Below are 26,387 nucleotides of genomic sequence, written 5' to 3' on the forward strand. Positions count from 1 at the left end.
AGGGCGCTTTTTTTAATATTCATTTAACATTTCATCGATTGTAAATTTGATTCCGTGATATGCAAATAAAGCTATCATTAAGCTTGGGAATCCGTAGCGATTACCTTCATCGTCTGGAATAAGCCCTTTTAACAGTTTTGTATCAATATGTACGTCTGTATATTGTTCTAGTGATTCATTGCCTTCTTGAATAGCAGAGATGCCGACAATAGAGTGTCCATCTGCTTGCAGTTTTTTTGCTATTGCTACAACTTCTTCATCTGTTGAAAAACGGCTAATAAGAAGCACACGATCTGCAGAAGTTACTTCTACTTCTTTACCATTTTCAAAAAATCGTTTTGCTTGCTTCATTGGTTCAGCACCGAATAGTGCTTCAGCAACAACGCCCTCCATTTCATTTGTACCATGTAAATAAATGAAACCTTCGCCAACTAATGCTTGAGCAAGTAGACGGGCGCTATCTTCTATATTCATTTCCTCTTTTTGAGAAACTCTGGAGAAATAACCGCTTAATTGGGTTGAAAAAATTTTTAACATAATGTTACTCCCTTCGTACGTGTTTACCGGCTTTCATTATAGTTTATTTTTTTAGAAAGGTGAAATCGAAGGTGGCATAACAAAATAGGAAATGGTAAAATAAGAAAGAAATAGGAAGGAATTTGGTAAAGAATAGCGAAAATTAATCGTTAAGATATAAGAAGCTTTAAATCTTGTACTTACACAGAAAGGTTGGGAGTTATGGAAGGGAAAATTTTAATCGTTGATGATCAATATGGCATTCGTGTGTTATTACATGAAGTGTTCCAAAAAGAAGGTTATCAGACATTCCAAGCAGCGAATGGATTTCAAGCTTTAGATATCGTGAAAAAAGATAATCCAGATTTAGTTGTGTTAGATATGAAAATTCCAGGTATGGATGGTATAGAGATTTTAAAGCATGTAAAAGAAATTGATGAGAGTATTAAAGTGATTTTAATGACTGCTTATGGAGAGCTTGATATGATCCAAGAAGCAAAAGATTTAGGTGCTTTAATGCATTTTGCTAAACCATTTGATATTGATGAAATTCGTCAAGCGGTGAGAAATGAACTCGCTGTAGAGGCTTAAAAATGAATTTTTTATAAAAAATATGGAAAAAAGCGTTTACATGGACTATTGTGCAGGTGAATACGGTTGAGTTTTTGAGTACAAGTTGTTATCCTATTGAGTGTAGAAAAAAGTCCGGTATGTAGATATACATATTTTACCTTATTCTGGTCATACTACCAGCGATAAGAACTTATCGGATACAAAAAACGTTTTTTAGGAGGATTCACCATGCCTTTAGTTTCTATGAAAGAAATGCTAAACAAAGCACTAGAAGGAAAATACGCAGTTGGTCAATTCAACATGAACAACTTAGAGTGGACTCAAGCTATCTTAGCTGCTGCGGAAGAAGAAAAATCTCCTGTAATCCTAGGTGTATCTGAGGGTGCAGCTCGTCATATGACTGGTTTCAAAACAGTTGTAGCTATGGTTAAAGCTTTAATCGAAGAAATGAACATCACTGTTCCTGTAGCGATTCACCTTGACCATGGTTCAAGCTTCGAAAAATGTAAAGAAGCAATCGATGCAGGTTTCACATCTGTAATGATCGACGCTTCTCACCACCCATTCGAAGAAAACGTAGAAACTACTAAAAAAGTAGTAGAATACGCACACGCTCGTAACGTATCTGTTGAAGCTGAGCTTGGAACAGTTGGCGGACAAGAAGACGACGTAATCGCTGAAGGCGTAATTTACGCTGACCCAGCTGAGTGTAAGCACCTTGTTGAAGCAACAGGTATCGATTGCCTAGCTCCAGCTTTAGGTTCTGTACACGGTCCTTACAAAGGTGAGCCTAACTTAGGATTCGCTGAAATGGAACAAGTTCGTGACTTCACTGGCGTACCTTTAGTATTACACGGTGGTACTGGTATCCCAACTGCTGATATCGAAAAAGCTATCTCTTTAGGTACTTCAAAAATCAACGTAAACACTGAGAACCAAATTGAGTTTACAAAAGCTGTTCGTGAAGTATTAAACAAAGACCAAGAAGTTTACGATCCTCGTAAATTTATCGGACCTGGCCGCGACGCTATCAAAGCAACTGTTATTGGTAAAATTCGCGAATTCGGTTCTAACGGTAAAGCGTAAGAATAAAATTCCGTTTTGGAAACCGTCTACTCTTTTAGACGGTTTCCTTTCGTTGTATAATGAAAGCGTGAACAAGTCTAAAGATTTTATCATTTTGTTTTTGAAATAGAAAATAATGTGCATAGTCCTATTAATAAATGTGATAATGTATCTAAATTGATAAAGTAAATTCGATAAATAGTTAATCTTTATCTTTTTGTATTACAGGAGAAATGAAGATGATGGTTTCCTATTTATTGAGTGTTAGGGTGGAAAGAGTGATTGAGATTCTTAAGGGGGAGCTTTCTATAAAAATATAGAAAGTAAATACATTCACAAGAAGGGAGCTCAATATGGAAAAATTGCTAATTGAAGGCGGAAGAGCTTTAAATGGAACAATTCGTGTGAGTGGTGCAAAGAACAGCGCCGTTGCACTAATTCCAGCGACAATTTTAGCAGATACTCCAGTAACTATTGGTGGTGTCCCTAATATTTCGGACGTGAAAATGTTAGGAGACTTACTAGAGGAAATTGGAGGAAGAGTAACGTATGGACAGGAGGAAGAGATGGTAGTCGATCCCTCTAACATGGTTGCAATGCCTTTACCAAATGGAAAAGTGAAAAAATTGCGTGCTTCTTATTATTTAATGGGTGCGATGCTTGGCCGTTTTAAAAAAGCTGTTATTGGGCTTCCAGGTGGATGTCACTTAGGACCGAGGCCGATTGATCAGCACATTAAAGGATTTGAAGCGTTAGGTGCACATGTTACGAATGAACAAGGTGCTATCTATTTAAGAGCAGATGAACTACGAGGGGCACGTATTTATTTAGATGTTGTTAGTGTAGGAGCTACGATTAATATTATGCTAGCAGCTGTACGAGCGAAAGGTAGAACTGTTATTGAAAACGCAGCGAAAGAACCAGAGATTATTGATGTAGCTACATTGTTAACTAGCATGGGAGCACGCATTAAAGGTGCTGGTACAGATGTAATCCGAATTGATGGTGTGGATTCATTGCACGGTTGTCATCATACGATCATTCCAGATCGTATTGAAGCGGGTACGTATATGATTTTAGGTGCTGCGTCAGGAGGAGAAGTAACAGTTGATAATGTTATTCCTCAGCATTTGGAGTCAGTTACTGCAAAATTAAGAGAAGCTGGTGTCCAAGTTGAAACGAATGATGACCAGATTACAGTGAACGGTGATAGAAGATTAAAAGTAGTTGATATAAAAACGCTTGTATATCCAGGTTTCCCAACAGATTTACAACAGCCATTTACAACACTTTTAACAAAGGCGCATGGAACGGGTGTTGTAACGGATACGATTTATGGCGCACGTTTTAAACATATTGATGAATTACGTCGCATGAATGCGCAAATTAAAGTAGAAGGTCGGTCAGCTATCGTAACTGGTCCTGTTTTATTACAAGGTGCAAAAGTGAAAGCGAGTGATTTGCGAGCTGGAGCAGCTCTTGTTATTGCAGGATTGATGGCGGATGGAATTACAGAAGTAACCGGACTTGAGCATATTGATCGTGGCTATGAAAATATAGTAGACAAGCTTAAAGGGCTTGGTGCAAACATTTGGCGAGAACAAATGACAAAGCAAGAAATTGAAGAAATGAAGAACGCATAAGTGATACTTCCGCGAGGGGGAAGCGAAGCATCACTACTTGCGGAAGTACACTTTATAGAAAAACACGGTTCACAAAATACGGCAGAAATATAAAGACTTAAAGGAGAGGGATTATCGTGGAAAGAAGTTTATCTATGGAGTTAGTACGTGTAACAGAGGCTGCAGCTTTATCATCAGCGCGTTGGATGGGACGCGGGAAAAAGGATGAGGCAGACGGTGCAGCAACATCAGCTATGCGTGATGTATTTGATACAATTCCGATGAAAGGTACAGTTGTAATTGGTGAAGGTGAAATGGATGAGGCACCAATGCTATATATCGGAGAAAAATTAGGTACAGGATATGGTCCGCGTGTAGACGTTGCAGTTGATCCTTTAGAAGGGACAAACATTGTAGCAGCTGGTGGATGGAATGCTCTTGCTGTTATTGCAATTGCAGATCATGGTAATTTGTTACATGCTCCTGACATGTACATGGATAAAATCGCGGTTGGCCCAGAAGCAGTTGGGGCGGTCGATATTGATGCGCCTATTATCGATAACTTACGTGCAGTTGCGAAAGCGAAAAACAAAGATATTGAAGATGTTGTAGCGACAGTTTTAAACCGTCCACGTCATCAAGCAATTATTGAAGAAATTCGTAAAGCTGGTGCTCGCATTAAATTGATTAATGATGGAGACGTAGCTGGCGCAATCAACACCGCATTTGATCGTACAGGTGTAGATATTTTATTCGGCTCTGGTGGCGCGCCTGAGGGTGTGTTAGCAGCAGTTGCATTAAAATGTTTAGGTGGAGAAATTCACGGGAAATTATTACCACAAAACGAAGCTGAATTGGCGCGTTGCAAAAAGATGGGCATAGAAGACATCAACCGCATCCTTCGCATGGAGGACTTAGTAAAAGGTGACGATGCAATCTTCGCAGCAACAGGCGTAACAGACGGAGAACTACTACGCGGCGTTCAATTTAAAGGTAGCGTAGGAACAACACAATCCCTTGTTATGCGCGCAAAATCAGGCACAGTACGCTTCGTAGACGGACGTCACAGCTTAAATAAAAAACCGAACTTGGTTATTAAGTAAAAAGCGGAGGTGGCTTGCTCAGAGGGGGGAATGACTGATCCTTCTAGCCACCGAACATTCTAGCCGCTGAAGCTGGATTAAATAAAAAGCGAAGACAAATTTTCTTGTCTTCGCTTCTTGTATTTGTGTTTCAACGTATTGATTAAAACTAGATAAAAGGGTTACAATAGTGAATATTACCCTACTTGAACTTATTGCCTTTCATTATTAATTATTTGCCTTCCGTATTTTTTCCCTTTACCCATGTGAAAAGAGAATAACGTTAAAGTGTGGTGTCTGAATGAATTTGTCAATTGCAGCATTAGAAAACATGAAATTAAAAGAGTTATACGAGCTTGCGAAAGAATTTAAAATTTCGTATTATAGCAAATTAACGAAAAAAGAGTTAATCTTCGCCATTTTAAAAGCTCGAGCAGAAAAAGAAGGTTTCTTCTTCATGGAAGGCGTATTAGAAATTATTCAATCAGAAGGATTTGGATTCCTACGTCCTATCAACTACTCTCCAAGCTCAGAAGATATTTATATCTCAGCTTCGCAAATTCGTCGTTTCGATTTACGTAATGGAGATAAGGTTTCTGGTAAAGTACGACCTCCGAAAGAAAATGAACGCTACTTTGGGTTATTACAAGTTGAAGCTGTAAACGGAGATGATCCAGAGTCAGCCAAAGAGCGTGTGCATTTCCCTGCATTAACACCATTATACCCAGATCGCCAAATGAAATTGGAAACGGAACCGAAAAAGTTACCGACACGCATCATGGATTTAATTGCACCAGTTGGATTTGGACAACGTGGTTTAATTGTCGCGCCTCCAAAGGCTGGTAAAACTAGTCTATTAAAAGAAATCGCACACAGTGTTACAACAAATCATCCGGAAGCTGAATTAATTGTCCTTTTAATTGATGAGCGTCCAGAGGAAGTAACAGATATTGAACGTTCTGTTAAAGGAGATGTTGTAAGCTCTACTTTTGATGAAGTACCAGAAAATCATATTAAAGTAGCAGAACTTGTGTTAGAACGTGCAATGCGTCTTGTAGAGCACAAAAAAGATGTTATCATTTTAATGGATAGTATTACCCGTTTAGCGCGAGCTTACAACCTTGTTATTCCGCCAAGTGGTAGAACATTATCGGGTGGTATCGACCCAGCTGCCTTCCATAGACCGAAGCGTTTCTTTGGAGCTGCACGTAATATCGAAGAAGGCGGTAGCTTAACAATTTTAGCAACAGCTCTTGTTGATACAGGATCTCGTATGGACGATGTAATTTACGAAGAATTTAAAGGAACTGGAAATATGGAACTTCATTTAGATCGTTCATTAGCTGAGCGTCGTATCTTCCCGGCAATTGATATTCGCCGTTCTGGTACACGTAAAGAGGATCTATTAATTCCGAAAGAACATTTAGACAAACTATGGGGTATTCGTAAAACAATGCGTGATACACCAGACTTTGTTGAAGGTTTCTTACGTAAACTTCGTCAAACAAAGACAAATGAAGAATTTTTACAAAACATTGTTGCAGATTCGAAAAGATATGTAACAACGAAGTAAAGGGAAAAGATTGGGACTCGCTTATTTTATGGTAAGCGAGTTTTTTATGTTTTTTAGGTGATCTTAAAGAGAGATGAGCGGCCTCCATTTTAAGATAATATCCAGCTTCAGCGGCTAGAATCTCCGGTCATTTCACTCTCTCGCTCGAAGCAAAAAGCGCTTCAAGGTCGAGAGTTCCAAATAGCCTGCGATTCTGAGCGAGCCGCTTCTGCTTTTAAAATTAAAAAGACAAAAACAGGTAGTTGCAAAATGAAGTTAGCCTTGTTATAATTTCATCATATGTGTTTCATCAATATAGTTGTGTATGCAGCTGAAGATGAAAAACTCTGTTTCGAAAATGATTCAGGGCGGAAGGAGATGAAAAGAATGAAAGCAGGAATTCACCCAGATTACAAGAAAGTTGTATTCATGGACACAAACACAGGCTTCAAATTCTTAAGCGGATCTACTAGAGGATCTAACGAAACTGTTGAGTGGGAAGATGGTAACACTTATCCATTACTAAAAGTTGAGATCAGTTCTGATTCTCACCCATTCTACACTGGACGTCAGAAGTTTGCTACTGCAGACGGACGCGTTGACCGCTTCAATAAGAAATACGGTCTTAAGTAATAAAAACATAAAACAGGCAAGTGTATCTATTCGCTTGTCTGTTTTTTTTGCGAAAATATTATACCTTTACCCTACTTTTAATTAAAAAGTAGATGAAAGGAGAGCTTCATGTACTTAATAAATCAGAACGGTTGGATTGAAGTGATTTGCGGTAGTATGTTTTCTGGTAAATCAGAAGAGCTTATCCGCCGTGTGCGTCGTACGCAATTTGCGAAACAACATGCAATTGTATTTAAACCATGTATTGATAATCGCTATAGTGAAGAAGACGTTGTATCACATAACGGATTAAAGGTAAAAGCAGTTCCTGTTTCAGCTTCAAAAGATATATTTGGACATATCACTGAAGAAATGGATGTAATTGCAATCGATGAGGTGCAATTCTTTGATGGGGACATTGTGGAAGTGGTGCAAGTATTGGCAAATCGTGGCTATCGTGTCATTGTAGCTGGTTTAGACCAAGATTTCCGTGGTCTACCATTTGGACAAGTTCCTCAGCTGATGGCGATTGCTGAACATGTAACAAAACTACAAGCAGTATGTTCTGCATGTGGATCTCCGGCAAGTCGTACACAACGATTAATTGATGGAGAACCAGCGGCATTTGATGATCCGATTATTTTAGTTGGTGCTTCAGAATCGTATGAACCACGCTGTCGTCATTGTCATGCAGTTCCTACAAACAAAGATAAGTAAAACTCGCTGCACAAGGCGGGTTTTTTTCAGAATAGAGAGTGTGAGTGGTGTGAGCCACTTGCGCTTTAAGTTGTGATATCTAGCTCCAGCGGCTAGAATCTCCGGCCATTTCACTCTCTCGCTTGAAGCAAAAAGCACTTCAAGGTCGAGAGTTCCAATGGCCTGCGATTCTGAGCAAGCCGCTTACGCTTTTAAATATATCTAGTTCTGGTGGCTAGCTCTTCGCATCTAAGAACCTTCCGCCCGAAAGGTAAAAAGCACCTTTAGGTCGAAAGAACTTTAGCTGGTCAGAGCTGAACGAGCCACCGCCACTTTTAAATATAATTTGCGTTTTTTTGAGTAAGTACCATATACTATTTGTATTAGATACTAGGATGTAGAGGTGAATGATGTGTTAGATCGTTTGCAAGCTGTAGAAAATCGTTATGAGAAGTTAAATGAATTGCTAAGCGACCCAGCAATTATTAGTGATTCAAATAAGCTTCGTGAATATTCAAAGGAACAGTCTGATATACAGGAAACGGTAGAGGTGTATCGTGAGTATAAGGATGTTCGTGAGCAATTAAAAGATGCGAAAGCAATGTTAGAAGATAAGTTAGACGCAGAAATGCGTGAAATGGTAAAAGAAGAGGTTTCTGAGTTAGAATCACAAGAAAAAACATTATCAGAGCGTCTGAAAATTTTACTTGTACCAAAAGACCCTAACGATGATAAGAACGTTATCGTTGAGGTTCGTGGAGCTGCTGGTGGCGACGAGGCCGCTTTATTTGCTGGTGACTTATATCGTATGTATAGCCGTTATGCTGAGGTGCAAGGTTGGAAAACGGAGATTATCGAGGCTAGCTATACAGAGTTAGGTGGATATAAAGAGATTATCTTTATGATTAATGGTAAAGGTGCTTTCGCGAAGCTGAAATTCGAGAATGGCGCTCACCGTGTACAACGTGTTCCTGAAACGGAATCTGGTGGACGTATCCATACATCTACAGCAACTGTAGCTGTATTACCAGAGGCAGAAGAAGTAGAAATTGATATTCATGAGAAAGATGTTCGTGTTGATACATTCGCTTCTAGTGGACCTGGTGGACAGAGCGTTAATACAACGATGTCAGCGGTACGTTTAACGCATTTACCGACTGGTGTAGTTGTATCATGTCAGGATGAGAAATCACAAATTAAGAATAAAGAAAAAGCGATGAAAGTATTACGCGCACGTGTTTATGATAAGTTTAGACAAGAAGCGCAAGCTGAGTATGATCAAAACCGTAAACAAGCTGTTGGTACGGGTGATCGTTCAGAGCGTATTCGTACGTATAACTTCCCGCAAAACCGTGTTACAGACCATCGAATCGGTTTAACGATTCAAAAGTTAGATCAAATCTTACAAGGTAAGTTAGATGATTTCATCAATGCCTTAGTAATGGAAGATCAGGCTCAAAGGATGGAGGCAGCTGAGTAATGCGTGTCTATGAAGCCCTGAAATGGGCTTCTTCTTTTTTACAGGAGAATGGACGAGATGAAAATGCGGGAGAAATTGTCCTTTGTCATGTATTAAAGACGAATAGAACAGGATTATTGATGAACATGCGTGAAGAAATAACTGCGGAACAAGAAAAAAGTTTTACAGAGTTTATCCACAAGCATGTAGAAGGTATTCCTATTCAATATATGATTGGTCATGAAATGTTTTATGGAAGATCGTTCTTTGTGAATGAAGAAGTATTAATACCAAGACCAGAAACAGAAGAGCTTATAGTAGGAGTGTTAGAAAGAATCGAGCGTCATTTTGGTGATGAGAAAATACATGTAGCAGATATTGGTACAGGTAGCGGAGCGATTTCGATTACGCTTGCTTTGGAAAATAAAAATCTTCATGTGTATACGGTAGATATTGCGCAGGAGTCGATTGAAGTTGCAAAAGAAAATGCGAAAACTTTGGGCGCAGAAGTAACGTTCTATCATGGTGATTTATTATCACCATTTTATGAAACGGGTCAAAAGTTAGATGTTGTTGTTTCAAATCCTCCATATATACCGGAAGAAGATTGGCGTGGTCTTTCTCCCGTGGTGAAAGAGCATGAGCCAAAGAGAGCGCTTGTTGGGGGTGAAGACGGATTAGATTTCTATCGCCGCTTTATGGAAGAGTTGCCGAATGTGTTGCAGAAGAAAGCAATTGTCGCATTTGAAATTGGAGTAGGGCAAGGTGAGGACGTGAAAGGGCTGTTACAACAAGCATTTCCACATGCTCATGTTGAGGTTGTTTTTGATATTAATGGAAAAGATCGTATGGTATTTGCGGAGATAGAGTAAGGTTTACACCTTACTCTATTTTTTTGTGGAAAAATTCATATAGATTTTGAATTTAATAGTTTAGAAAGATGAAAGTCTGTCCACACTGTTTGTAGAAGGGACGGTGGAGGAAATGAAAAAACAAGTTATTGCTTATCTTCTTCTATTATTAATTGGTGCACAGTTACTTGTGCAGTTTGGATATATGAAAGCTGATGCGAAAGGGCCTTCAGTTATTCCGAAAGAGGCCGTTCGATTACGGATTTTAGCAAATAGTGATTCAGATAAAGACCAGGCGTTAAAGCGCAAAGTGCGTGATGAAGTAAAAGCACAAATTGATGGATGGGTAGCTGATTTAACTTCATTTGAAGAAGCGCGCAAAGTCATTCAAAGTCATATTCCAGAAATCGAAAAAACAGTAGCAAATACGTTGAAAAAAGAAGGAAGTAAAGATTCATTTCAAGTGAAATTCAGTAAAAATGTAAAGTTTCCTACAAAGGTATATGGGAATTTTATTTATCCGGCAGGGGAATATGAAGCAGTCTTAATTACAATTGGGGAAGGTGAAGGGGCAAACTGGTGGTGTGTACTATTTCCACCAATGTGTTTCTTAGATTTTTCAAGTGGTACAGCTGTAAGGAAAGAAGAACATGTTGTGAAGGCTGAATCTCCTGAAGAGGAGCAAGTGAAACAAATAGATGATGAAGAAGTAGTAAATGCAGAAGAGAAAAAAGAGGATGAGGTGAAAGAAAAGAAAGTTGTAAAGCAAGAAGTCGCAAAAAAAGTAACAGCTTCTGAAAAGAAAGTAGTAAAAAATGAAACGAAAGTAGAAGAACAACCTGTAAGTAAAGAGGAAACAAAAACTGTGGAAAAAGTGGAGAAACCTGTGGAACAAAAACAAGAAAAGCGAAATGAGTATGTAAAAGTAGAGGAGGAAGAAGAAAAGCCGGAAGTTAAGTTATTTATTGTAGAAGCTTTTACATCTTTATTCTCTAAATAGTACTATTCGTAAATCCCTTCTCATATATAAAAAAGAGGAGGGATTTATTATGAAGAAGGTATATTTTGCGACGAAGGCAGATGTGGAAAGATTGCATTCTTTTTTCGGACAAGCTAATAAAAAAGATGATAAAATAAATGAGTTGTACGCACAGTTTATGATTTTGGAAGAGGCGGAAGAAATACGGGCAGTCATTGGATATGAACAAAGTGAAGAAAACGCACTTATTCGTTCTTGTTTATTCACACCTAATGTGGATAAACAGACTTTCTTATATTTTTTTGAAATGTTTTTGCAGTATATGAAAGAAAAAAATATTCGACAATTGTACTTACTAACAAATCATCCACAATCTATAACGATCTTTCAGTTTTTTGACTTTGTTACGATAGAGAAAGAGAACGTACCAGAGGGAATTCGACAGTTAGAACACTTTTGTAAAAATATAAAAGAGCCAAATGCAATAATACTAAATTGTCAGCTATTCACAAAGTTATCCACGGATTAATTAGGTTTATCCACATTTTGTGGATAAACCTTGTTTGTCTTTTGGATAAATCTCATAGTAAACTAAAAATAGACAAGTATTTCAGGGTAGAAAAGGACGTGGGAAAAAATGCATACAAATATGTGGGTTGTGGATAATGTTGTGGAAAGAAAAAAATATTATCCACAGTTACAAGAAGCAGCAAAATTATTAAGGGAAAATGAGGCGATTGCCTTCCCTACAGAAACGGTATATGGACTAGGTGCAAACGCGATGAATGATGAAGCGATTGCGAAAATTTTTGAGGCGAAAGGAAGACCGAGTGATAATCCACTTATTGTCCACATCGGTACAAAATCGCAGTTAGATGGTATTGTGAAGGAAATTCCGCCAGTTGCAGAGAAGTTGATGGAGCATTTTTGGCCAGGTCCGTTAACAATTATTTTACCTAGAAAGGAAGGAATTTCAGAGAAGGTGACGGCAGGACTTCATACAGTTGGAGTGAGGATGCCTGATCATCCGGTAGCTCTTGCTCTTATTGAAGAGGCAAATGTACCTGTTGCAGCACCGAGTGCGAATCGTTCAGGTCGTCCAAGCCCGACGTTAGCATCTCACGTATATGAAGATTTAAATGAGAAAATCGCAGGTATTGTAGATGGTGGTGCAACAGGAGTCGGTGTTGAATCGACTGTAATTGATTGTACGAGCGCTATTCCAACGATTTTACGCCCGGGTGGGATTACGAAAGAACAATTGGAAGCGGTGATTGGCACGGTTTCTTTAGATCCAGCTCTAAAGGATGAGAAGGAAAAACCGAAATCACCTGGAATGAAGTATACACATTATGCACCGAAAGCGCCGCTCAGTATTGTTGAAGGATCACGTGAGTTTATCCAGCGCCTTGTGGATGAGAAGAAGGAAGAAGGATTCAAAGTAGGTGTATTAACGACAGAAGAGTATCACCATATATATAATGCGGATGTTGTATTATCATGTGGTGTTCGAAGTGATTTAGCTAGCGTTGCGACTAAATTATATGATGTACTTAGAACGTTTGATGCAAGTGAAGTGGATGTTATTTTTAGTGAATCGTTCCCGAATGAAGGAATAGGAAACGCGATTATGAATCGCTTAACAAAAGCGGCAGGACATCATATTATTACTGAATGATAAGGTACGATTAGCAAACAGAATATTTCTCCTCGGATAAGCATATTGTGAAGTAGCACGTCCGAGGAGGGACATGAATGACGTTTGAACAGCTAATACCTTTAATAATTATGGCATTCGCCTTAGGGATGGATGCATTTTCGGTGAGTCTTGGTATGGGAATGATGGCCTTAAAGATAAGACAGATCCTGTATATCGGTGTGACGATAGGGATATTTCATATTATCATGCCATTTATTGGGATGGTATTAGGTCGTTTTTTATCAGAGCAGTATGGAGACATTGCACATTTTGCAGGTGCTATTTTATTAATAGGACTAGGATTTTATATTGTGTATTCCTCTATTTTAGAGAATGAAGAGACTAGAACAGCCCCTATTGGAATTAGTTTATTCGTATTTGCATTTGGTGTTAGTATAGATAGTTTTTCAGTAGGGCTTAGTCTTGGTATTTACGGAGCACAGACAGTTATTACGATATTACTCTTTGGATTTATTAGTATGTTATTAGCGTGGACTGGTTTATTCATTGGTAGGCATGCGAAAGGTATGCTCGGTACATATGGTGAGATAGTAGGTGGTATCATTTTGGTTGGATTTGGATTATATCTCCTTTTTCCTATATAATTTTAGGGGGAGGGCGTTATGAACAAATTATTGGAATGGTATATTCGATTTGTAACTTTTTTTCCGAGATGGTTACGACTACTTGTTATTTGGGGTATTATTTTACAAATTTCAATTTTAGGTTGGATTAAATTAATTCGCGAATGGTAAGATAGTTCCTTTCTGTGCATAGTTTTGTTTGTACTATACTGATTGCGCTAAAAAATTAAACATATAGAAAGGATGAGATGGATGACGAGATTGAAGCAAGTTTTTGGTATTATTATTAGTTTTTTTGTTTTTTGGTTTAGTATGCTCGGTGTACAAATGTTTGCTGAGTTTTTAGATATTGAGTCATTGAAGTTTGTTGCGGGGAAAACGGAGGCAGCGCGTGCTTTTTATTCTCCATACCCGTTTTTAATTGTTTTTCTTATTACATTGCTTTCCCTTTACTTCTTCGTAATTAAGCTTGGGAAACCGAAAAAAGAGAAGATACCGGCTTTAGAAGAAAAGAAGGAAGAATTACAATGATAAAAATCCCCTGCTATTTAGCAGGGGATTTTATGTTTGAGTGGTGAAAGTAATTAATTTGCCTCCACTTTTAGATATTATCCAGTTCCAGTGGTCAGCTCTTCGCATCTAAGAACCTCCCGCACGAAAGGTAAAAAGCACCTTTTGTGCGAGAGAACCTTAGCTGGTCAGAGCTAAACGGCCGCTTCCACTTTTAAACATATCCAGCTCCAGCGGCTAGAATGGTCGGTGGCTTCGCGTCTTCCTGCGAGGCAAAAGGCGCCTCTACGTCAGAAGCTCCATCCTCCTCCCATTCTGAACGAGCCGCTTCCGCTTTTAGATTGGCCTCACTAATTCAAATTGTTCTCCTAGTTTTGCGTAGTTGTGTCCTGCTAGGCGGCTTACTGGTTTTAGTCCTTCGGCATGAATGCGTCCTTTTTCGTATAGGTGTTCTGCGACGTGGAAGCGAACGACGCGTCCGATTAGTAAATCGCAAGCTGGTGAGTCTTCTGTTCCGCCAAGGGGGATTGCGCGTTCTAGTACGCATTCCATTCGAATATTTGCTTCTTTTACACCTGGAACGGAGATGACATCACTTTCAATTGGTGTTAATTTTGCTAATTCAATTTCACTTTCATTTGGAGGGAGATTTGCTGCTGTTTCGTTAATTGCCGCTACATATGATTCATCAGAGATATGTACAACAAATTCTCCTTTTTCAATTGCGTTTCGAGAAGTGTCTTTTCTTTCTCCAGCTTTTCGTTGTACAGAAACTGAGATAAGTGGCGGATTAGCAGCAACAATATTGAAATAACTATATGGTGCTCCATTTAATACGCCGTCTTTTGTTACAGAAGTAACGAATGCGACAGGGCGTGGAATAATACTTCCTGTAAGTAATTTGTAATTCTCTTTTTCCGATTGTTCATTTGGATTAATGGATAACATGATTGAAATCCCCTTTCTAAATATGACGACTTATTGTTTGTTTACAAGATGTTAGTGGAAAACTCCTGCTGAAAATAATATTTTTATTACATAAAAAGAACTTACTTCAACCACAATGAAGTAAGTTCCACCTAAATAATCTCGGATTCAAGATAAAAATTATAGTAAAACGTATGCGCCAGGACCGATTAAAGCTACACCGATAGCAACAGCGATTAACATTAAGTTATATTCATATCCATTTTGAGTTACCCAGTAACCGTTTTTTCCATGAACAGTGAAGATCGCCATTAACATTGTTCCAACAATAAATAATGAACCGATTGCAGTGAAAATACCTGATGCGAATAAGAAACCACCTAATAGTTCAGTTGCACCAGCCATAAATGCCATAAATACACCAGGGCGTAAACCGATTGATTCCATCCAGCCACCTGTTCCTTTTAAACCGTAACCGCCGAACCAACCAAATAATTTTTGAGCACCATGACCCATGAATGTAATACCTATAATAAGACGAATAATAAGAAGACCGAAATCCATCATTTTTGAAAACCTCCTAAAAGTTATTAACTTACCTTACGTAAGTAATAATAAAATAGTTACTTACTTTAGTCAAGTGGATTTCGAAAAAAGTTTGAAAAAAATTTTACAAATTAACAACAAAAAATAAAATGTAGTAAAGACCTCTAGACAAGTTAGGTAAAAAAAGAGAAAATATAAGTAGAAGTTAACTTCTTATTGTTATTCAGACAATCAGAATTGACTGGAATTTTGTGAGACGCTACAATAAGAGTCTAGTAGTAATGACGTAATTTATTTCGAAAGCGTTTTTACAGTATAATATTCGAAGTATGAAGTCTTACGTTTATTCTGATCTTTAATAGAGATTGCCCTATAAACTTTTAGGTAAATTATAAGGAGGACTATCCTATGTTTAAAAAATTATTCGGTCTTGGTTCAAAAACAAATGAAGAAACAATTGTAGCTCCATTAACTGGAGCGGTGAAAAATATTGAAGAAGTACCAGATCCAGTATTCGCTGGTCGTATGATGGGTGACGGTGTTGCAATCGATCCTACTGAAGGTGTAGTTGTATCTCCAGTTGATGGCGAAATCGTACAATTATTCCACACGAAACATGCAATTGGAATTAAAGCGAAAAACGGTACAGAAATTTTAATCCACGTTGGATTAGAAACTGTAAAAATGGAAGGCGAAGGTTTTGAAGCTCACGTTTCTGAAGGACAAGCTGTAAAAGCTGGAGATAAATTAATCTCATTCGACTTAGAATTAATTCGTGAAAAAGCGAAAAGCACAATTACTCCAATCGTTATTACAAACACAGATGCAGCTGAGTCTATTAAGACAACTGTAGGTGTAACTGCTACAAAAGGTTCAACAGAAGTAATGAAAGTTACAATGAAATAATTATCACATGAAAGGAATCCGTTTCGTATGAAATGGATTCCTTATTTTGTTTTGTAGTCTGTTCCTTATATATGGTAAAATACTTTGGGCACTTGGAAATAGGGTTTCACATATATGTGGATAAGGCGCATTTTTCTTAGAAAAAATATAAGAGAAATGCGCCTTTCGTATATTCACATTTCTTTTGTTCTATTGTAATGTACGCTATGATAAAAGGAAGGAAATAGAGAAAAGGGGTGGGTTTAGATGAAACGAGTATTATTTGTTTGCACTGGAAATACATGCCGTAGTCCGATGGCTGAGGCGTTACTGCGCCATTATGGAGAAGGTAAGTTTGAAGTGCAATCTGCTGGTGTTTTCGCCTATCCTGGAAGTGATGCGTCGGTACATGCAAAGGAAGCTTTAGCTGAAAAGGGAATTGCAATCGATCATGCTTCGCAGCAGGTAAACGAAGCCTTAATTGATTGGGCAGATATTGTAGTAACAATGACGGAAAACCATAAGGAAATTATCCTTGGGCATTATCCAAGTGTTGAAGGGAAAGTAGATACATTATATGGAGTAACTGAGGGGATGAGTAAGGATATTTCAGATCCGTTCGGCGGATCTCTCTCTATTTATAAAGAAACATTAGAAGAGATGGAAAAACTTGTACAAACTTTACTGAAAAAACATTCAGAAGGTTGATGTTTCGTGTATAATACGATATTGGAGATCACTTCGTCCCATTAAAGGATTAAGTGAGAATGAAGATAATGGATTGAAACTTTGGAGGGGTAAAAATGAAAGTAGTAGTAGCATCTGATCACGGCGGTATGAATATCCGTAAAGAACTTGTAAGTTTATTAGAAGAGTTAAATATTGAATATATTGATTTAGGTTGTGAATGTGAAGCTGGTTCTGTTGATTACCCTGATTTTGCGTTTCCAGCAGCGGAAATGGTAGCAAATGGCGAAGTAGATCGTGGTATTTTAGTTTGTGGGACAGGCATCGGTATGTCAATTGCTGCAAACAAAGTAAATGGTATTCGTTGTGCGTTAGTTCATGATACTTTCAGTGCGAGAGCAACGAGAGAGCATAACGATACAAACATGTTAGCAATGGGCGAGCGTGTAATTGGTGCTGGTCTAGCACGCGACATCGCAAAAATTTGGTTAACAACTGAATTTGAAGGCGGCCGTCACGAAAACCGCGTAGGAAAAATTAAAACATACGAAGCAAAGTAATAGATTCTAACTAGAAGCAGTAGGAAATATAATTTGGTGAACCAACCTGTGAAAGGAAGAGGCGTAATGACAGAAATCGTAAAGGTAAGAGAACAGCTACAAATTTCGCTTTCTGATTTCCAAGAACAAGCTTCATTACAAAGTGGTCAAATTTTTGTAGTGGGGTGTAGTACGAGCGAAGTGCTAGGAGAAAGAATTGGGACATCAGGAACGATGGAAGTAGCAGAGGCGATTTTTTCTGAGTTAAAACAATTTCAAGAACAAACAGGTATTGAGTTGGCGTTTCAATGTTGTGAGCATTTAAACCGTGCTTTAGTAGTTGAGAAAGAGTTGGCGATGAAATATCAATTTGAAATTGTAACAGTTACGCCTGTTAGATCAGCAGGTGGTGCATTAGCAACATATGCTTATCACAATTTGAAAGATCCGGTAGTAATTGAGTTTATTAAAGCAGATGCGGGAATGGATATTGGTGATACATTTATCGGTATGCATTTAAAGCACGTAGCTGTTCCGGTTCGTACTAGTGTGAAGGAAATTGGAAGTGCACATGTAACGATGGCAACAACACGTGGAAAGCTAATTGGTGGAGCACGTGCTGTTTATGCGGCGAAGGAAGAGACTATCACTTGCCGTTAAAGTTATGAATAAGGTATGTTGTCTGACTTTATTATAGAAGAAAGAAAAGACCGATTTTCGGTCTTTTTTTTCTTTTATGATATAGAAAGTCATGTTAGAATGTAGTTGAAAACATGAAGGTTCGAAAGAATTACAACCTGAATTTTCGTTTTTTCTGAATAAATAAGAAAAAACTGTTGGGAATCGATGTAATTCGTTCAGAAAAGGGGGATTTTGGTGGATCATTTAAAACGTCAAGATGAAAAGGTATTTGCTGCAATTGAGGCAGAACTAGGAAGACAGCGTTCGAAGATTGAGTTAATTGCTTCGGAAAATTTCGTAAGTGAAGCAGTAATGGAGGCGCAAGGTTCTGTTTTAACGAATAAGTATGCTGAAGGATATCCTGGGAAACGTTACTATGGTGGTTGTGAACATGTAGACGTAGTAGAAGATATCGCACGTGATCGCGTAAAAGAAATTTTCGGCGCAGAGCACGTAAATGTTCAACCGCATTCTGGTGCACAAGCGAACATGGCAGTATACTTCACGATTTTAGAGCAAGGCGATACAGTACTTGGTATGAATTTATCTCATGGTGGTCACTTAACACACGGAAGCCCTGTTAACTTCAGTGGAGTACAATATAATTTCGTAGAATATGGCGTGGATGCTGAATCTCACCGTATTAATTACGATGATGTATTAGCAAAAGCGAAAGAACATAAACCAAAATTAATCGTTGCAGGTGCAAGTGCATACCCTCGTGTTATCGATTTCAAACGATTCCGTGAGATTGCAGATGAAGTGGGCGCATACTTAATGGTTGATATGGCACATATCGCAGGTTTAGTAGCGGCTGGTTTACATCCAAATCCAGTGCCACATGCACATTTCGTTACAACAACAACACATAAAACATTACGTGGTCCACGTGGTGGTATGATTTTATGTGAAGAGCAATTTGCAAAACAAATTGATAAATCAATCTTCCCTGGTATTCAAGGTGGTCCACTTATGCACGTAATCGCTGCAAAAGCTGTTGCGTTTGGTGAGGCACTTCAAGATGATTTCAAAACATATGCACAAAATATCATTAACAATGCGAACCGCTTAGCTGAAGGTCTTCAAAAAGAAGGACTTACACTTGTTTCTGGTGGAACAGACAATCACTTAATCCTAATTGATGTTCGTAACCTAGAGATCACAGGTAAAGTAGCAGAGCACGTATTAGACGAAGTTGGTATTACAGTGAACAAAAATACAATTCCATTTGAAACAGCAAGCCCATTTGTAACAAGTGGTGTACGTATTGGTACAGCAGCTGTAACATCTCGTGGTTTCGGTTTAGAAGAAATGGATGAAATTGCGTCACTTATTGCTTACACATTAAAAAATCATGAAAATGAAGCTGCATTAGAAGAAGCACGTAAGCGTGTAGAAGCGTTAACGAGCAAATTCCCAATGTATCCAAATCTATAATAGATTGAAGAAGACTGCTGAGACATAATTGTTTTGGCAGTTTTTTTTGTGGACATATATTGTTCTTTAAGTATGTATACAAATGATGAATAAATTTTGGCGATATAATGAAGGATACAGCTCCCATAATTGGTAAAGATACTAGATAGATTCATCGTAAATCATGACTTTTCCAAATTTGCCCTTGAATATTAGTAGCGTTTTCTTTACAATCGTAAATAGTGTAAAAAAGCGTGCAAACGCATGAATATCATCTAAAGGAGAGATTCACATGGGAAAACTGTATGTATTTGATCACCCGTTAATTCAACATAAGATTACATATATTCGCGACAAGAATACAGGTACGAAAGATTTTCGTGAATTAGTGGACGAAGTAGCAAGCTTAATGGCTTTTGAAATTACTCGCGACCTTCCACTTAAAGACATTGAAATTGAGACTCCTGTAAGCAAAGCGACAACAAAAGTGATCGCTGGTAAAAAACTTGGTTTAATTCCGATTTTACGTGCAGGTTTAGGAATGGTTGATGGAATTCTGAAATTAATTCCAGCAGCAAAAGTAGGACACGTTGGCTTATACCGCGACCCTAAAACATTGCAACCGGTAGAATACTATGTGAAACTTCCAACGGATGTAGAAGAGCGTGACTTTATCGTACTAGATCCGATGCTAGCAACAGGTGGTTCTGCAGCTGAAGCAATTAACTCTCTGAAAAAGCGCGGCGCAAAACAAATTAAATTAATGTGTATCGTTGCAGCTCCAGAAGGAGTAAAAGTAGTACAAGAAGAACATCCTGATGTTGATATTTATGTAGCAGCATTAGATGAGAAATTAAATGACCACGGATATGTAGTACCAGGTCTTGGTGATGCCGGTGACCGTTTATTCGGAACGAAGTAAGACAACTGACGAGCAGGGGGATTCCTCAGCTCGTCTTTTTTTGATGTAAGCAAGTAGGGGAGGGGAGAGGATAAATATACATAGTATATACAACATAAGTTGCATACACATCACATATAATATAGAAGTCTTACGTCTAAAGAGCACTATATTATGGAAGGAAAGCGTTATATCGTAAAAATATAATAGTGACAAACTTGTGAACATTTCCTTCTATTATAAAGAGAAAACTGTTAGAAATTGCATATCTCTAACCAGTATTTAGAAGGGGAACGTTTTCATTTTTGGGAGGAAATGACTAATACTCAAATTTTTTGATTTTTTACGATTTCTCGTTGACACTGTTAATACCCTATTGTATGCTAACAACGGGGATAGATGGTAGGGCTTTCAGTGACAAAAATACATCTATTCCGTGACGAAAATGTAAACTTTTTATTTTGTATAGGATTTATGCAAAAAAATGAGTTATTATTAACACATCGTGAATGAGGGTTACATATTGGAGGGATGAATCCTTGCAAAAAAACGATCGCAGCCATATAAAAGCTTATGCTTTAATGTCAGGTATTCTTGCTCAGTTAGTCGGTTCTATTCTTGTTGGGATCTTTGGTGGGCAGTGGATTGATAATAAGGTTGGAACGTTTCCATTGTTTCTTATTATAGGGTTATTACTCGGATTAGGAACAGGGGTATACGCAATGATTCGACTCATTCGACATTACTATTCGGGAGAGCAATGATGATAGACGTACATGGACTTGTCCAAAGACAAAAGAAATATATGTACTACTTGCTTGCGCTTCTAGTGCTAGGATGGGGATTCACCTCTTACAAGGATGTATTTCTTGGACTGATTATCGGAACGATTTTCAGTTTTCTTAGTTTGCGCATCATTGCACGCAGGACAGACAAGCTGTTGGATCGCGTGACAAATGGAGAAAACGTGAAGTTTAAGGCGACAGCGGTAAGTACATATTCAAGATTCGCCACGATTGGGTTATTAATTTTATTTGCAGCCAAATATCAAGAGTTAATTGCGATGTGGGGCTTAGGTGTAGGATTGCTGACAGGATACCTTGTCATGATCATAGATTTTCTTTATTTAGAGTATAAGAGCAGGGAAGAGAGGTGAATTACTAGTGGAACACGGTAAATTAGTTGAATTTCTAGGTTTAACGTTCGATTTGTCATCAGTTATGATGGTTACTGTAGCAGCAGTTATTGTTTTCTTAATCGCTGTTATCGGAACTCGCAGCTTAGCTCTTCGCCCAACAGGAATGCAAAACTTCATGGAATGGGTGTTTGACTTCGTGAAAGGGATTATCAATAGTACGATGGACTGGAAAACAGGTGGACGTTTCTTAACGCTTGGCGTTACGCTTATCATGTTTATCATCGTATCGAACTTCCTTGGTTTACCATTCATGTATTCAGCAACTGAAGCTGGCGAACATATTGCATGGTGGAGATCACCAACGTCTGATCCAGCAGTTACATTAACATTAGCCGTGATGGTAGTTACCCTCACCCATTATTATGGAATTAAGATGAAGGGTACGAAAGAATACGTAAAAGGTTATTTCCAACCTATGAAATTCTTATTCCCATTAAAGGTTATTGAGGAGTTTGCTAACACATTAACGTTAGGTCTTCGTTTATTTGGTAACATTTATGCAGGTGAGATCTTATTAGGATTACTTGCTAAGCTGGGTGGAGCATCATTCCTTGGAGCATTAGGTGCACTTGTGCCGATGTTAGCATGGATGGGATTCAGTGTATTCGTTGGATCAATCCAAGCATTTATTTTCGTTATGTTAACGATGGTTTATATGGCTCATAAAGTAAGTCATGACCATTAATATAATTTAAGTAAGAAAAAATTTATTTTTTTATAATACAAAGGAGGACAAATTAAATGAGTTTAGGTGTAATCGCAGCTGCAATTGCAATTGGTTTATCAGCATTAGGTGCAGGTATTGGTAACGGTCTTATCGTATCACGTACAATCGAAGGTGTTGCTCGTCAACCAGAATTAAAAGGCGCACTTCAAACAATTATGTTCATCGGGGTTGCTTTAGTTGAGGCACTTCCAATCATCGGTGTAGTTATTGCATTCATCGTAATGAACAAATAAGGGAGACTCCCCTTACATAGATGGCGAAGAGTGTTTTTCCGAACTTTCTTCGCCATTGCTTTATGAACGAAACGTATGTCTTTTTTTTTCATATGATCAATTTAGATATTTTGAAGGGAGTGAATCCTTGTGCCAACTTTATTATTAGGGGCTGCCATTCCATTTGGAACGATTGCTTATACATTGTTCATTTTCTTACTTCTATTAGTAATGCTACGCAAATTCGCGTGGGGTCCTTTAATGGGGATTATGAAAGAACGTGAAGAGCATGTTACTAATGAAATCGACGCTGCAGAAAGAAGTAACGCTGAAGCGAAGAAGTTAGTAGAAGAACAACGTGAAATGTTAAAACAATCACGTGTTGAAGCACAAGAGTTAATCGAAAGAGCGAAAAAACAAGCTGTAGATCAAAAAGATGCTATTGTTGCTGCTGCGAAAGAAGAAGCAGAATCAATTAAAGCATCTGCTGTACAAGAAATTCAACGCGAAAAAGAGCAAGCGATTGCTGCTTTACAAGAACAAGTTGCTTCTTTATCTGTTCAAATTGCTTCTAAAGTAATTGAAAAAGAATTAAAAGAAGAAGATCAAGTGAAGTTAATTCGCGATTATATTAAAGAAGTAGGAGAAGCGCGATGAGCAATGGGATTGTAGCAAAACGTTATGCTGTCGCTCTTTTTAAAATTGCTAAAGAAAAACACGTATTAGAAATGTTTGAAGAGGAATTACGCCTTGTACAAAACGTTTATATAAAGAACGGAGAACTACATAGCTTTTTAACGCAACCGAACATTTCAAAGGAACAAAAGAAAACGTTTCTTGCAAACGTATTCGGGTCTGTTTCTGAATCTATTTTAAATACGTTATATATTTTAATTGATAACAAGCGCATTGATATCTTACCTGAAATTGCAGATGAATATGTTGTTCTTGCTAATGAAGAACGTAACGTAGCGGACGCAACTGTATATTCTACTCGTCTTCTATCAGAAGAAGAGAAGCTTAACATTGCAGAAGCATTTGCAAAGAGAACAGGAAAAGATGCAATTCGCGTAAAAAATGTTGTAGATGAAGATTTACTAGGCGGCATTAAAGTACGTATTGGAAATCGCATTTATGACGGAAGTTTACAAGGAAAATTAGCACGTATTCAGCGTGAATTAATGAAGAATAGATAGGGGTGAAGCACATGAGCATCAGAGCTGAAGAAATTAGCGCACTGATAAAGCAACAAATCGAGAACTATCAGTCTGAAATCGAAGTTAGTGATGTTGGTACAGTTATCCAAGTTGGTGACGGTATCGCGCGTGCTCATGGTCTTGATAACGTTATGGCTGGTGAACTTGTAGAGTTCTCTAACGGCGTTATGGGACTAGCACAAAATTTAGAGGAAAACAACGTAGGTATTATCATTTTAGGACCTTACACAGAAATCCGTGAAGGTGACGAAGTTCGTCGTACTGGTCGCATCATGCAAGTACCAGTAGGAAAAGAACTAATTGGTCGTGTTGTAAACCCATTAGGTCAACCAGTTGATGGTTTAGGCCCAATCAATACAACAAACACTCGTCCAATCGAAAGTCCAGCACCAGGTGTAATGGATCGTAAATCTGTTCATGAGCCACTTCAAACAGGTATTAAAGCGATTGACGCTCTTGTACCAATTGGCCGTGGTCAACGTGAGTTAATCATCGGTGACCGTCAAACAGGTAAAACAGCAGTTGCACTAGATACAATCATTAACCAAAAAGATGAAGATATGATTTGTATTTACGTAGCTATCGGACAAAAAGAATCAACTGTACGTAACGTAGTAGAAACACTACGTAAGCATGGTGCATTAGAGTACACAATCGTTGTAACTGCATCTGCTTCTCAACCAGCTCCATTATTATACTTAGCTCCTTACGCTGGTGTAACAATGGGTGAAGAGTTCATGTACAATGGTAAACACGTATTAGTAGTATATGATGACTTATCAAAACAAGCAGCAGCTTACCGTGAGCTGTCATTACTATTACGTCGTCCTCCAGGTCGCGAAGCTTACCCAGGGGATGTATTCTACTTACATTCTCGCTTATTAGAGCGTGCAGCAAAATTAAGTGATGCAAAAGGCGGCGGTTCTTTAACTGCACTACCTTTCATCGAAACACAAGCAGGGGACGTATCAGCTTACATCCCAACAAACGTAATCTCAATTACGGATGGACAAATCTTCTTACAATCTGACCTATTCTTCTCTGGCGTACGTCCAGCGATCGATGCGGGTACTTCTGTATCTCGTGTAGGTGGATCTGCTCAGATTAAAGCAATGAGTAAAGTATCAGGTACACTTCGTCTTGACCTTGCATCTTACCGTGAGTTAGAAGCGTTCGCTCAGTTCGGTTCTGACCTAGATAAAGCAACTCAAGCGAAACTAAACCGTGGTGCTCGTACTGTTGAGGTATTAAAACAAGGATTACACAAACCGTTACGTGTAGAGAAACAAGTTATCATTCTTTACGCTTTAACACGTGGATTCCTAGATGATATCCCAGTAGTAGATATCACTCGTTTCGAAGAAGAATTCCATGCTTGGTTAGATTCTAATGCGACTGACTTATTAGAAGAAATCCGCACAACTAAGAAACTTGCGGATGACGACAAATTTGCAGCAGCAATTAACGGATTTAAAAAAGTATTCGTAGCTTCTGAATAATAAAAAGTGAAGCCGACTGTTTAGCCCCATCGGCTAAGAGGCGGAACTAGATTAATAAAAGCGGAAGCCGCTGGAGCTAGATAATATATAAAGGCATCTCAATTTCTGAGATTGCTGACGGTTATGTAAAGGAAAAGAGTAGGTGCACCTATTCTTTTCCTTCAATCATGAGCAAGAATATCTTGCAACGTAGATTAGGAAGAGGATTCTTACTAATCGTGCCAACTTCCGGAAAAAAGGTGGTGAAAACCTGTGGCATCTTTACGCGATATAAAAGCGAAGATTAACTCGACAAAGAAAACGAGTCAAATTACGAAAGCGATGGAGATGGTATCTGCATCTAAGTTAAACCGTGCAGAGCAAAATGCTAAATCTTTCGTTCCGTATATGGAAAAGATTCAAGAAGTAGTAGCGAGCATTGCGCAAGGAAGTAAAGGAATTAATCATCCAATGCTAAATGCGCGTCCTGTAAAGCGTACAGGATACATCGTTATTACATCTGATCGCGGACTAGCAGGTGGTTATAACAGTAACGTATTACGTACAGTAAGTAACGTAATTCGTGAACGTCATAATATGGATTCAAACCAATATTCAATTATTGTGCTTGGACGACTAGGACGTGATTATTTAAAACGTCGCGGCTTTAACATCATTGATGAAGTAGTTGGATTATCTGATCACCCATCATTTACTGATATTAAAGACCTTGCTTCTCGAGCAATTGCGATGTTCGCAGATGGTGCTTATGATGAGCTGTATATTTACTACAACCATTACGTAAGTAAAATTTCACAAGAAGTAACGGAAAATAAAATTTTACCGCTTACTGATGTGGCGTCTGATAAACCGACGACAGCTTATGAATTCGAACCTTCTGAAGAAGAAATTTTAAAAGTACTATTGCCACAATACGCAGAAAGCTTAGTGTACGGTGCATTACTAGACGGTAAAGCAAGTGAGCACGCAGCGCGTATGACAGCAATGAAGAGTGCTACAGACAACGCAATGGAAGTTATCGATTCACTTACACTTTCATTCAACCGTGCGCGTCAGGCAGCGATTACGCAAGAAATTACGGAAATCGTTGGTGGAGCAGCAGCGTTAGAATAGTAATAAAAAGCGTAGGCGGCTCTGTCAAAAGAGTCGCGT

At 38.4% G+C, this 26,387-nt stretch carries 33 protein-coding genes; 30 read left to right on the top strand and 3 right to left on the bottom strand.

All coding sequences use genetic code 11. The features are described 5' to 3' along the window. Positions 1–12: 12 nt before the first annotated feature. Entirely contained in the window at positions 13–537 is a 525-nt protein-coding gene (locus QCI47_RS00780) for a DUF2529 domain-containing protein (protein WP_000912421.1), read from the bottom strand. 201 nt (positions 538–738) lie between these two features. Between QCI47_RS00780 and spo0F the strand changes: the two genes are divergently transcribed. The 15 genes from spo0F to QCI47_RS00855 all read left to right on the top strand — a co-directional run bounded on the left by spo0F (position 739) and on the right by QCI47_RS00855 (position 13,821). Then, on the top strand, positions 739–1,107 hold the full coding sequence (gene spo0F, locus QCI47_RS00785) for a sporulation initiation phosphotransferase Spo0F (protein ID WP_000398594.1): 369 nt from the start codon (positions 739–741) through the stop codon (positions 1,105–1,107). Positions 1,108–1,317: 210 nt separating this feature from the next. Next, positions 1,318–2,175 (top strand): class II fructose-bisphosphate aldolase, encoded by an 858-nt coding sequence (locus tag QCI47_RS00790; RefSeq protein ID WP_001131850.1) that lies wholly within the window; start codon positions 1,318–1,320, stop codon positions 2,173–2,175. Positions 2,176–2,507: 332 nt separating this feature from the next. Then, positions 2,508–3,797 carry a UDP-N-acetylglucosamine 1-carboxyvinyltransferase gene (gene murA, locus QCI47_RS00795; protein WP_000413260.1) on the top strand — a complete coding sequence of 430 codons (1,290 nt, stop codon included), beginning with the start codon at positions 2,508–2,510 and terminating at the stop codon, positions 3,795–3,797. Positions 3,798–3,913: 116 nt separating this feature from the next. Further along, complete coding sequence (glpX, locus tag QCI47_RS00800) at positions 3,914–4,879, top strand: class II fructose-bisphosphatase (RefSeq protein ID WP_000442336.1); 966 nt, start codon at positions 3,914–3,916, stop codon at positions 4,877–4,879. Between the two features lie 280 nt (positions 4,880–5,159). Further along, complete coding sequence (gene rho, locus QCI47_RS00805) at positions 5,160–6,431, top strand: transcription termination factor Rho (protein ID WP_001053898.1); 1,272 nt, start codon at positions 5,160–5,162, stop codon at positions 6,429–6,431. A gap of 366 nt (positions 6,432–6,797) precedes the next feature. After that, a complete protein-coding gene (locus QCI47_RS00810) occupies positions 6,798–7,043 on the top strand; it encodes a type B 50S ribosomal protein L31 (RefSeq protein ID WP_000643437.1) in 246 nt (81 codons plus the stop codon). 108 nt (positions 7,044–7,151) lie between these two features. Then, complete coding sequence (locus tag QCI47_RS00815) at positions 7,152–7,739, top strand: thymidine kinase (RefSeq protein WP_076875525.1); 588 nt, start codon at positions 7,152–7,154, stop codon at positions 7,737–7,739. 391 nt (positions 7,740–8,130) lie between these two features. After that, positions 8,131–9,198 (top strand): peptide chain release factor 1, encoded by a 1,068-nt coding sequence (prfA, locus tag QCI47_RS00820; protein ID WP_000887065.1) that lies wholly within the window; start codon positions 8,131–8,133, stop codon positions 9,196–9,198. Then, on the top strand, positions 9,198–10,049 hold the full coding sequence (gene prmC / locus QCI47_RS00825; RefSeq protein WP_070807228.1) for a peptide chain release factor N(5)-glutamine methyltransferase: 852 nt from the start codon (positions 9,198–9,200) through the stop codon (positions 10,047–10,049). The genes prfA and prmC overlap by 1 nt, the downstream gene beginning before the upstream one ends. A gap of 112 nt (positions 10,050–10,161) precedes the next feature. Further along, complete coding sequence (gene spoIIR / locus QCI47_RS00830) at positions 10,162–11,028, top strand: stage II sporulation protein R (RefSeq protein ID WP_076875529.1); 867 nt, start codon at positions 10,162–10,164, stop codon at positions 11,026–11,028. A gap of 49 nt (positions 11,029–11,077) precedes the next feature. Continuing rightward, positions 11,078–11,536, top strand: coding sequence for a GNAT family N-acetyltransferase (locus QCI47_RS00835; protein WP_000758435.1), 459 nt, complete (start codon positions 11,078–11,080; stop codon positions 11,534–11,536). 108 nt (positions 11,537–11,644) lie between these two features. After that, positions 11,645–12,685: an L-threonylcarbamoyladenylate synthase gene (locus tag QCI47_RS00840; RefSeq protein ID WP_061131877.1), complete on the top strand. Its 1,041-nt coding sequence runs from the start codon at positions 11,645–11,647 to the stop codon at positions 12,683–12,685. A 77-nt stretch (positions 12,686–12,762) separates the two neighbouring features. Continuing rightward, positions 12,763–13,311: a manganese efflux pump MntP gene (locus QCI47_RS00845; RefSeq protein ID WP_000142468.1), complete on the top strand. Its 549-nt coding sequence runs from the start codon at positions 12,763–12,765 to the stop codon at positions 13,309–13,311. Between the two features lie 18 nt (positions 13,312–13,329). Continuing rightward, on the top strand, positions 13,330–13,461 hold the full coding sequence (locus QCI47_RS00850) for a hypothetical protein (protein ID WP_001037628.1): 132 nt from the start codon (positions 13,330–13,332) through the stop codon (positions 13,459–13,461). 81 nt (positions 13,462–13,542) lie between these two features. Continuing rightward, positions 13,543–13,821 carry a DUF3935 domain-containing protein gene (locus QCI47_RS00855; protein ID WP_000197470.1) on the top strand — a complete coding sequence of 93 codons (279 nt, stop codon included), beginning with the start codon at positions 13,543–13,545 and terminating at the stop codon, positions 13,819–13,821. A 315-nt stretch (positions 13,822–14,136) separates the two neighbouring features. Here QCI47_RS00855 and QCI47_RS00860 read toward each other — a convergent pair whose 3' ends face one another. After that, the gene (locus QCI47_RS00860) at positions 14,137–14,748 is read right to left on the bottom strand and encodes a flavin reductase family protein (protein WP_000949039.1); all 612 of its coding nucleotides are present in this window, start codon (positions 14,746–14,748) and stop codon (positions 14,137–14,139) included. A gap of 159 nt (positions 14,749–14,907) precedes the next feature. Beyond that, positions 14,908–15,294, bottom strand: a complete 387-nt coding sequence (locus QCI47_RS00865; RefSeq protein ID WP_000968618.1) for a DoxX family protein — start codon at positions 15,292–15,294, stop codon at positions 14,908–14,910. 387 nt (positions 15,295–15,681) lie between these two features. Between QCI47_RS00865 and QCI47_RS00870 the strand changes: the two genes are divergently transcribed. The 15 genes from QCI47_RS00870 to atpG all read left to right on the top strand — a co-directional run bounded on the left by QCI47_RS00870 (position 15,682) and on the right by atpG (position 26,348). Continuing rightward, the gene (locus QCI47_RS00870) at positions 15,682–16,179 is read left to right on the top strand and encodes a PTS sugar transporter subunit IIA (RefSeq protein ID WP_000473666.1); all 498 of its coding nucleotides are present in this window, start codon (positions 15,682–15,684) and stop codon (positions 16,177–16,179) included. Between the two features lie 246 nt (positions 16,180–16,425). Beyond that, positions 16,426–16,866: a low molecular weight protein arginine phosphatase gene (locus QCI47_RS00875; RefSeq protein WP_000832384.1), complete on the top strand. Its 441-nt coding sequence runs from the start codon at positions 16,426–16,428 to the stop codon at positions 16,864–16,866. Positions 16,867–16,961: 95 nt separating this feature from the next. Then, positions 16,962–17,405, top strand: a complete 444-nt coding sequence (gene rpiB, locus QCI47_RS00880; protein ID WP_000869919.1) for a ribose 5-phosphate isomerase B — start codon at positions 16,962–16,964, stop codon at positions 17,403–17,405. Positions 17,406–17,471: 66 nt separating this feature from the next. Further along, the gene (locus QCI47_RS00885; RefSeq protein ID WP_000136362.1) at positions 17,472–18,044 is read left to right on the top strand and encodes a TIGR01440 family protein; all 573 of its coding nucleotides are present in this window, start codon (positions 17,472–17,474) and stop codon (positions 18,042–18,044) included. 216 nt (positions 18,045–18,260) lie between these two features. After that, complete coding sequence (gene glyA / locus QCI47_RS00890) at positions 18,261–19,502, top strand: serine hydroxymethyltransferase (RefSeq protein ID WP_000349817.1); 1,242 nt, start codon at positions 18,261–18,263, stop codon at positions 19,500–19,502. 271 nt (positions 19,503–19,773) lie between these two features. Continuing rightward, complete coding sequence (gene upp, locus QCI47_RS00895; RefSeq protein WP_000517539.1) at positions 19,774–20,403, top strand: uracil phosphoribosyltransferase; 630 nt, start codon at positions 19,774–19,776, stop codon at positions 20,401–20,403. A 378-nt stretch (positions 20,404–20,781) separates the two neighbouring features. Beyond that, the gene (locus tag QCI47_RS00900; RefSeq protein WP_000232961.1) at positions 20,782–20,895 is read left to right on the top strand and encodes a DUF4024 domain-containing protein; all 114 of its coding nucleotides are present in this window, start codon (positions 20,782–20,784) and stop codon (positions 20,893–20,895) included. Positions 20,896–20,921: 26 nt separating this feature from the next. Continuing rightward, on the top strand, positions 20,922–21,146 hold the full coding sequence (locus QCI47_RS00905) for an AtpZ/AtpI family protein (protein ID WP_001171223.1): 225 nt from the start codon (positions 20,922–20,924) through the stop codon (positions 21,144–21,146). After that, a complete protein-coding gene (locus QCI47_RS00910; RefSeq protein WP_000567600.1) occupies positions 21,146–21,538 on the top strand; it encodes an ATP synthase subunit I in 393 nt (130 codons plus the stop codon). The genes QCI47_RS00905 and QCI47_RS00910 overlap by 1 nt, the downstream gene beginning before the upstream one ends. Positions 21,539–21,545: 7 nt before the next feature. Continuing rightward, on the top strand, positions 21,546–22,265 hold the full coding sequence (gene atpB / locus QCI47_RS00915; RefSeq protein ID WP_000399870.1) for a F0F1 ATP synthase subunit A: 720 nt from the start codon (positions 21,546–21,548) through the stop codon (positions 22,263–22,265). Positions 22,266–22,321: 56 nt separating this feature from the next. Further along, positions 22,322–22,540, top strand: a complete 219-nt coding sequence (gene atpE / locus QCI47_RS00920) for a F0F1 ATP synthase subunit C (RefSeq protein WP_000052064.1) — start codon at positions 22,322–22,324, stop codon at positions 22,538–22,540. A gap of 129 nt (positions 22,541–22,669) precedes the next feature. After that, positions 22,670–23,176, top strand: a complete 507-nt coding sequence (atpF, locus tag QCI47_RS00925; protein WP_001142617.1) for a F0F1 ATP synthase subunit B — start codon at positions 22,670–22,672, stop codon at positions 23,174–23,176. Beyond that, complete coding sequence (atpH, locus tag QCI47_RS00930) at positions 23,173–23,715, top strand: F0F1 ATP synthase subunit delta (RefSeq protein WP_061131872.1); 543 nt, start codon at positions 23,173–23,175, stop codon at positions 23,713–23,715. Before atpF ends, atpH begins: the two co-directional genes overlap by 4 nt. 11 nt (positions 23,716–23,726) lie before the next feature. Beyond that, positions 23,727–25,235 carry a F0F1 ATP synthase subunit alpha gene (atpA, locus tag QCI47_RS00935; protein ID WP_000027518.1) on the top strand — a complete coding sequence of 503 codons (1,509 nt, stop codon included), beginning with the start codon at positions 23,727–23,729 and terminating at the stop codon, positions 25,233–25,235. A gap of 252 nt (positions 25,236–25,487) precedes the next feature. Continuing rightward, complete coding sequence (gene atpG / locus QCI47_RS00940) at positions 25,488–26,348, top strand: F0F1 ATP synthase subunit gamma (protein WP_000157696.1); 861 nt, start codon at positions 25,488–25,490, stop codon at positions 26,346–26,348. Positions 26,349–26,387 lie beyond the last annotated feature (39 nt).

It is taken from the genome of Bacillus cereus group sp. RP29, assembly GCF_040459765.1.
Taxonomy (GTDB): Bacteria; Bacillota; Bacilli; order Bacillales; family Bacillaceae_G; genus Bacillus_A; species Bacillus_A paranthracis.

What these genes read in the sequence shown, in the direction of transcription:
- upp (WP_000517539.1), top strand. Translation starts at nt 19,774, where the DNA reads ATGGGAAAACTGTATGTATTTGATCACCCGTTAATTCAACATAAGATT.
- QCI47_RS00780 (WP_000912421.1), bottom strand. Translation starts at nt 537, where the DNA reads ATGTTAAAAATTTTTTCAACCCAATTAAGCGGTTATTTCTCCAGAGTT.
- QCI47_RS00910 (WP_000567600.1), top strand. Translation starts at nt 21,146, where the DNA reads ATGATAGACGTACATGGACTTGTCCAAAGACAAAAGAAATATATGTAC.
- rpiB (WP_000869919.1), top strand. Translation starts at nt 16,962, where the DNA reads ATGAAAGTAGTAGTAGCATCTGATCACGGCGGTATGAATATCCGTAAA.
- atpA (WP_000027518.1), top strand. Translation starts at nt 23,727, where the DNA reads ATGAGCATCAGAGCTGAAGAAATTAGCGCACTGATAAAGCAACAAATC.
- QCI47_RS00790 (WP_001131850.1), top strand. Translation starts at nt 1,318, where the DNA reads ATGCCTTTAGTTTCTATGAAAGAAATGCTAAACAAAGCACTAGAAGGA.
- QCI47_RS00885 (WP_000136362.1), top strand. Translation starts at nt 17,472, where the DNA reads ATGACAGAAATCGTAAAGGTAAGAGAACAGCTACAAATTTCGCTTTCT.
- spo0F (WP_000398594.1), top strand. Translation starts at nt 739, where the DNA reads ATGGAAGGGAAAATTTTAATCGTTGATGATCAATATGGCATTCGTGTG.
- QCI47_RS00870 (WP_000473666.1), top strand. Translation starts at nt 15,682, where the DNA reads ATGTTTAAAAAATTATTCGGTCTTGGTTCAAAAACAAATGAAGAAACA.
- QCI47_RS00875 (WP_000832384.1), top strand. Translation starts at nt 16,426, where the DNA reads ATGAAACGAGTATTATTTGTTTGCACTGGAAATACATGCCGTAGTCCG.
- spoIIR (WP_076875529.1), top strand. Translation starts at nt 10,162, where the DNA reads ATGAAAAAACAAGTTATTGCTTATCTTCTTCTATTATTAATTGGTGCA.
- QCI47_RS00810 (WP_000643437.1), top strand. Translation starts at nt 6,798, where the DNA reads ATGAAAGCAGGAATTCACCCAGATTACAAGAAAGTTGTATTCATGGAC.
- QCI47_RS00855 (WP_000197470.1), top strand. Translation starts at nt 13,543, where the DNA reads ATGACGAGATTGAAGCAAGTTTTTGGTATTATTATTAGTTTTTTTGTT.
- atpH (WP_061131872.1), top strand. Translation starts at nt 23,173, where the DNA reads ATGAGCAATGGGATTGTAGCAAAACGTTATGCTGTCGCTCTTTTTAAA.
- QCI47_RS00835 (WP_000758435.1), top strand. Translation starts at nt 11,078, where the DNA reads ATGAAGAAGGTATATTTTGCGACGAAGGCAGATGTGGAAAGATTGCAT.
- QCI47_RS00815 (WP_076875525.1), top strand. Translation starts at nt 7,152, where the DNA reads ATGTACTTAATAAATCAGAACGGTTGGATTGAAGTGATTTGCGGTAGT.
- murA (WP_000413260.1), top strand. Translation starts at nt 2,508, where the DNA reads ATGGAAAAATTGCTAATTGAAGGCGGAAGAGCTTTAAATGGAACAATT.
- QCI47_RS00840 (WP_061131877.1), top strand. Translation starts at nt 11,645, where the DNA reads ATGCATACAAATATGTGGGTTGTGGATAATGTTGTGGAAAGAAAAAAA.
- QCI47_RS00900 (WP_000232961.1), top strand. Translation starts at nt 20,782, where the DNA reads ATGGTAGGGCTTTCAGTGACAAAAATACATCTATTCCGTGACGAAAAT.
- atpE (WP_000052064.1), top strand. Translation starts at nt 22,322, where the DNA reads ATGAGTTTAGGTGTAATCGCAGCTGCAATTGCAATTGGTTTATCAGCA.
- QCI47_RS00865 (WP_000968618.1), bottom strand. Translation starts at nt 15,294, where the DNA reads ATGATGGATTTCGGTCTTCTTATTATTCGTCTTATTATAGGTATTACA.
- QCI47_RS00860 (WP_000949039.1), bottom strand. Translation starts at nt 14,748, where the DNA reads ATGTTATCCATTAATCCAAATGAACAATCGGAAAAAGAGAATTACAAA.
- QCI47_RS00845 (WP_000142468.1), top strand. Translation starts at nt 12,763, where the DNA reads ATGACGTTTGAACAGCTAATACCTTTAATAATTATGGCATTCGCCTTA.
- QCI47_RS00850 (WP_001037628.1), top strand. Translation starts at nt 13,330, where the DNA reads ATGAACAAATTATTGGAATGGTATATTCGATTTGTAACTTTTTTTCCG.
- rho (WP_001053898.1), top strand. Translation starts at nt 5,160, where the DNA reads ATGAATTTGTCAATTGCAGCATTAGAAAACATGAAATTAAAAGAGTTA.
- prmC (WP_070807228.1), top strand. Translation starts at nt 9,198, where the DNA reads ATGCGTGTCTATGAAGCCCTGAAATGGGCTTCTTCTTTTTTACAGGAG.